This window comes from Allochromatium warmingii, from assembly GCF_900107145.1.
Taxonomy (GTDB): domain Bacteria; phylum Pseudomonadota; class Gammaproteobacteria; order Chromatiales; family Chromatiaceae; genus Thermochromatium; species Thermochromatium warmingii.
In genome coordinates, this window is record NZ_FNOW01000073.1 from 1 (window position 1) to 4,576 (window position 4,576).

The 4,576-nt window shown below is 55.2% G+C and carries 6 protein-coding genes and 2 pseudogenes; 7 read left to right on the top strand and 1 reads right to left on the bottom strand.

Annotation, left to right across the window (positions count from 1 at the left end; translation table 11 throughout):
- Positions 1-458, bottom strand: a pseudogene (locus BLW10_RS13325) (IS5 family transposase); the annotation flags it as partial.
- A gap of 241 nt (positions 459-699) precedes the next feature.
- Here BLW10_RS13325 and BLW10_RS13330 point away from each other — a divergent pair.
- The 7 genes and pseudogenes from BLW10_RS13330 to BLW10_RS13360 all read left to right on the top strand — a co-directional run.
- On the top strand, positions 700-960 hold the full coding sequence (locus tag BLW10_RS13330; RefSeq protein WP_091335507.1) for a DUF4160 domain-containing protein: 261 nt from the start codon (positions 700-702) through the stop codon (positions 958-960).
- The gene (locus tag BLW10_RS13335) at positions 926-1,174 is read left to right on the top strand and encodes a DUF2442 domain-containing protein (protein ID WP_091335510.1); all 249 of its coding nucleotides are present in this window, start codon (positions 926-928) and stop codon (positions 1,172-1,174) included. Before BLW10_RS13330 ends, BLW10_RS13335 begins: the two co-directional genes overlap by 35 nt.
- 21 nt (positions 1,175-1,195) lie before the next feature.
- Positions 1,196-1,465: pseudogene (locus tag BLW10_RS13340) on the top strand (NAD-dependent epimerase/dehydratase family protein); the annotation flags it as partial.
- A 117-nt stretch (positions 1,466-1,582) separates the two neighbouring features.
- On the top strand, positions 1,583-1,852 hold the full coding sequence (locus BLW10_RS13345) for a DUF4160 domain-containing protein (RefSeq protein ID WP_091335515.1): 270 nt from the start codon (positions 1,583-1,585) through the stop codon (positions 1,850-1,852).
- Positions 1,853-1,862: 10 nt separating this feature from the next.
- The gene (locus BLW10_RS13350) at positions 1,863-2,099 is read left to right on the top strand and encodes a DUF2442 domain-containing protein (protein WP_091335518.1); all 237 of its coding nucleotides are present in this window, start codon (positions 1,863-1,865) and stop codon (positions 2,097-2,099) included.
- 208 nt (positions 2,100-2,307) lie between these two features.
- Complete coding sequence (locus tag BLW10_RS13355) at positions 2,308-4,176, top strand: ATP-binding protein (RefSeq protein ID WP_091335520.1); 1,869 nt, start codon at positions 2,308-2,310, stop codon at positions 4,174-4,176.
- Positions 4,177-4,343: 167 nt separating this feature from the next.
- A partial coding sequence (locus BLW10_RS13360) for an NAD-dependent epimerase/dehydratase family protein (RefSeq protein ID WP_143117094.1) occupies positions 4,344-4,576 on the top strand: 233 nt, incomplete at its 3' end.

Here is a 4,576-nt window from a genome sequence, read left to right on the forward strand (position 1 = left end):
CACCGCTAGGGGAATACCCGCGCCTTCCGTCAACAGGCTGCGCTTGACTCCCTGCTTGCCCCGATCCGTCGGGTTGCGGCCTGTTTTTTTGAGCCTGCCAGCGGGGCCTTGGTCATCGCCCCATCCATCGACAGCCACGACCAGTCGATCCCTTTGAGTTCATCGTATTTGAGCACACCGGCCTGCCAGAAGCGCTCGAACACGCCGGCCTCCACCCATTCCAGAAACCGTCGATGCGCTGTGCTGCTCGAACAGATCCCAGTGGCGTTAAGCGCATTCCATTGACAGCCGGTGCGCAATACAAACAAGATTCCCTTCATCACCACCCGATCCTCGATCCGGCGCCGATGACAGCCCAGCGGATGGGCCGGTGTTTGGTACACGGGCAACAGGGGTTTGAGCTGCGCCCACAGGGCGTCGGATAACCGCCAACCATCATCTTTAACCGCCAAGCTCATCGTCGTTCTGACTCCTGTGATCGAGGAAACTTCCGCCTAGAATACTACCTTTTGGGATAGGCTCTTACAGAACTGCGCCTGGCCATTCAGCAATCCCAGCCCATCGGCAGCGAGCGGTTCTTGCAGCAGATCGAGCAGATGACCGGCCAACGGCGCGAAGCACGCCCGCGTGGGCGACCACGCATGGAGCCGGACATACCGACGGTGTTGCTTGGGCAGATGAAGTTGGGGCTATAAAACGATGCCGGTTATTTTTCGTCTTGATGGATTACGCTTTTTCTTCTACGCGAACGAAGACCATCCGCTCGAACCGGCGCATGTTCATGTGCGGCAGGGCGCGGCTGAAGCAAAGTTCTGGCTCGAAACGACTGTCAGGCTGGCACGCAATGACGGGTTTAATGCACCAACCTTACGGCGGATTGCCGCCGTTGTTCAGTCGCATCAAGTTACTTTTAGGAGATCGTGGGATGAGTATTTCACCGACCTTGGTTCGTTTCGATGACGATTGTTTTTGGGTTGAACTGCAGGACGGTCGGACGTTGGGCGTACCTTTAGCCTGGTTTCCGCGCTTATTGAATGCCACGGTCGAACAACGGCAAGCGTTTGAGTTAAGTCCTCGGGGCATTCATTGGGATGACTTAGACGAGGATCTCTCGATTGATGGTCTACTCGCGGGCTTTGGAGATTTAACTGATTCCCGTCGCAAAGCGGCTTAGCAAACAGACGCTTCTCACATCATGTCAAACACCCCTTCAGCACCCTCTATTTACATCGCCGGCCATCGCGGCATGGTCGGCGCGGCCTTGGTGCGCGCCCTCGAACGTGCCGGCCACAGCCGGCTCATCACCCGCACCCACGCCGAACTGGATTTGACCGACCAGGCCGCCGTCGAGACCTTCTTCGCCGACCAGCGCCCGATCCAGGTCTACCTGGCCGCCGCCAAGGTCGGCGGCATCCACGCCAACGACACCTATCCAGCCGAATTCCTCTACCAGAACCTGCTGCTTGACGCCTTGATCGAAGTACCTGATGGCGTTCAGCAACGCACCAAAATTCACTGAATGAAGCCCACCGGATCGGTAAAGTCAGGATAAGATCGTTCAGTCAACGACTTGGAGCGCACCATGCCTACAATCAGTATGTTCTACGGCATTATTATTTCGATGTTTTTCGAGATCAGAGAGAAACATCACCTGCCGCATATCCATGTTCGCTATCAGGGTTATCGTGCTTCAATATCCATTGATGATGCGGCATTGCTAGCGGGTGAGTTGCCTCCGAAACAACTGCGTATGGTTCAGGTTTGGGTAGATCTCCATCGTGAAGAATTATTGGCTGATTGGGAGCTTGCCAAAGAAGGTGTAGAGCTTTTTCGCATTGACCCCCTGAAATAGGAGACGCGCCATGTTGCTGGATGTCGTTCATGTACAAGCCCGTCATGATTTTGCACTGATTCTGGAGTTTGATAACGGGGAACAGCGCTTATTCGATATGATGCCTTATATCGATCAGAAGCCTTGGGTCAAGCTTAAATCTAACAATACATTTCAGGCGGCTTTTGTGGAAAATGGCACGGTGGCATGGCCGGGTAATGTTGATATTGATCCAGAAACGCTTTACGAACTTTCAGTGCCGGCCTGAGTCATGCAAAAACAGGATGAAAAAACAGGGGCAGAGCACGTCTTTCGCTAAAATTTAGTCGAATCGTGAACTGAAATCTTAGCGATGAGAACGGCCAGGAAAAATTGATGCGGGTAGTGCCCCAATCTATATGATGAGAAAACTTTTTTGCCTTTCCTGATCAAAGATTTAGATCGGTCGCCATCATATAGATTGGGGCACTACCTTGATGCGTTTAGTAGAGCTGACACTTGAAAATTTTCGCGGTTATCGTGACAGGATCGTTATTCTGTTTGATGATTTGACGGCATTTATTGGAAAAAATGATGCCGGAAAATCAACGGTGCTCGATGCTTTGAACATCGTGCTCGGAGAAGGAAAGCTCGAGAATGCCGATATCTGTGTCCATGCCGACAACGGCGAATCACTATTGATTGAGTGCGCCTTCGAAGACCTGCCTGAAACCTTGACGCTCGATGCGACCAGCACAACCACCTTGGCGGACGAGTATCTGGTAGATCGAGAGGGTCGATTGCGCCTTAGTTGGACCTGGCTCATCAAGCGCGACACCAATGGGCCTGTATTCGGCAAATCGCTGATACAGGCCATCGCTTGGGCGCCGCAAGGCTCGGGGCTGGGCGATCTCCACGAGAAGAAAAATACCGATCTCAAACGTCTAGTCCGAGAGGCCGGTATCGAAGAAAGCTGTGATCTGAACAACAACGCAAGCATGCGCCAGGCCCTCTGGGCTAAGGCGCGTGATGATGGACGACTCAGCCTCGCAGAGACAGCGATCGACCTTGCGAAGGAAGACGGCAAGACCATACTCAAGCAGATCCAGGACAATCTGCCGTTGTATGTGCTCTTTCGCGCCGATCGCCCATCCACCGACCAAGACGCCGAAGTGCAGGATCCAATGAAGGTTGCCGTGCGCGAGGCACTGGACGACCTACATGACGAAATCACTGCAATCAAGGATCGAGTCCGGGAGAAGTCCATCGCGGTGGCGAATCGTACGCTTGCCAAGTTGCACAACTTCGCCCCCGCCCTGGCCAACTCTTTGACCCCATTGTTTGCCGAGCCGAAATTCGATTCCGCTTTCAAGCTCACGCTCTTGGGCGACGATGGCATCCCCGTGAACAAACGCGGCAGCGGCGTGCGTCGTTTAGTGTTGTTCAGCTTTTTTCAGGCCGAAGCCGAGCGCCGTCAGGGTATCTCAAGCGATCGAAACATGATCTATGCCGTCGAAGAGCCCGAAACCGCTCAGCATCCAAACTTTCAGCGTGTGGTTGTCGACTCACTGCGTACCTTGTCGGAGCAAGACCGCTGCCAGGTGATCCTGACAACCCATGTCCTGGGCCTTGGCGGACGTTTGCCGGTCGAAAGTCTGCGCCTGGTTGAGCGGAGCCATACCGCGAGCGCACTCGTCAGCGCGGCGACCGACGCGGTGTATCGCCGCATTGTCGAGACGCTCGGGGTTGTTCCGGATCACCGCGCCCGTGTCTTGCTGTGCGTCGAAGGCCCCAACGATCTGGCGTGCCTGCGTAGCCTCTGTAAAATCTACCGAAACCGATACAAAGATCTCGTCTGCATCGAAACGGATCCTCGGATCGCCTCAGTTTTACTGGGTGGCGGCACCTTGGAAAACTGGACGGCTGAGCATCTACTGAGAAATACCGGTCTCTGCGAGTTTCACATCTACGACCGGGATACCCCAAAACCCGACGGTCGCTTTAAATATGCTGCCGCCGTTGAAACCGTCAAACAACGCGGCAATGGCGACACAGCACGCCTGACTCGACGCCGAGAGATCGAAAACTATCTGCACCCGGCCGCGATCGATCGGACCCTCGCACCCGTGGTAGGACATGCCGTAAAGGTCGAATTCGCCCATGAAGACGACGTAGAAGCCGTCGTTGCCGCCGCGATTCCGGATCATCAGGGTAATCCAAGGAAAAAGCTCAGGCGCCGCGAGCTCAAATCCTGGCTCAACCGAGAAGTCGCCAGCGCCATGACGCTCGAAGAATTGATCGAGGTCGATCAGGAAGAGGAGTTGCTTGGCTGGTTCCGCGACATCACGGAACTGGTTTGCCGTTGAAGCGAGGAAAACAGGAATGGACTAGGTTTTTTCCTTGAGTGCTTCACCCACACCGTCGAGTCCGTCGGCCTCCAACGGCGCTGGGGCGGCGGGGAACGACGTTCCTACACTTCTCGTCCGTTCAACTCCTTAGCTTACCGAATGATTAGAGGAGCTATCGCTTGCCCATGCTAAACGCACAAGATTCCAGCCCAAGCATCTACATCGCCGGCCATCGCGGCATGGTCGGTGCCGCCCTGTTGCGCGCCCTCGAACACGCTGGCCACACCAATCTCATCACCCGCACCCACGCCGAACTGGACCTGACCGACCAGACCGCCGTCGAGACCTTCTTCGCCGATCAACGCCCGACCCAGGTCTACCTGGCCGCCGCCAAAGTCGGCGGCATCCACGCCAACGA

What these genes read in the sequence shown, in the direction of transcription:
- BLW10_RS13330 (WP_091335507.1), top strand. Translation starts at nt 700, where the DNA reads ATGCCGGTTATTTTTCGTCTTGATGGATTACGCTTTTTCTTCTACGCG.
- BLW10_RS13335 (WP_091335510.1), top strand. Translation starts at nt 926, where the DNA reads ATGAGTATTTCACCGACCTTGGTTCGTTTCGATGACGATTGTTTTTGG.
- BLW10_RS13345 (WP_091335515.1), top strand. Translation starts at nt 1,583, where the DNA reads ATGCCTACAATCAGTATGTTCTACGGCATTATTATTTCGATGTTTTTC.
- BLW10_RS13350 (WP_091335518.1), top strand. Translation starts at nt 1,863, where the DNA reads ATGTTGCTGGATGTCGTTCATGTACAAGCCCGTCATGATTTTGCACTG.
- BLW10_RS13355 (WP_091335520.1), top strand. Translation starts at nt 2,308, where the DNA reads ATGCGTTTAGTAGAGCTGACACTTGAAAATTTTCGCGGTTATCGTGAC.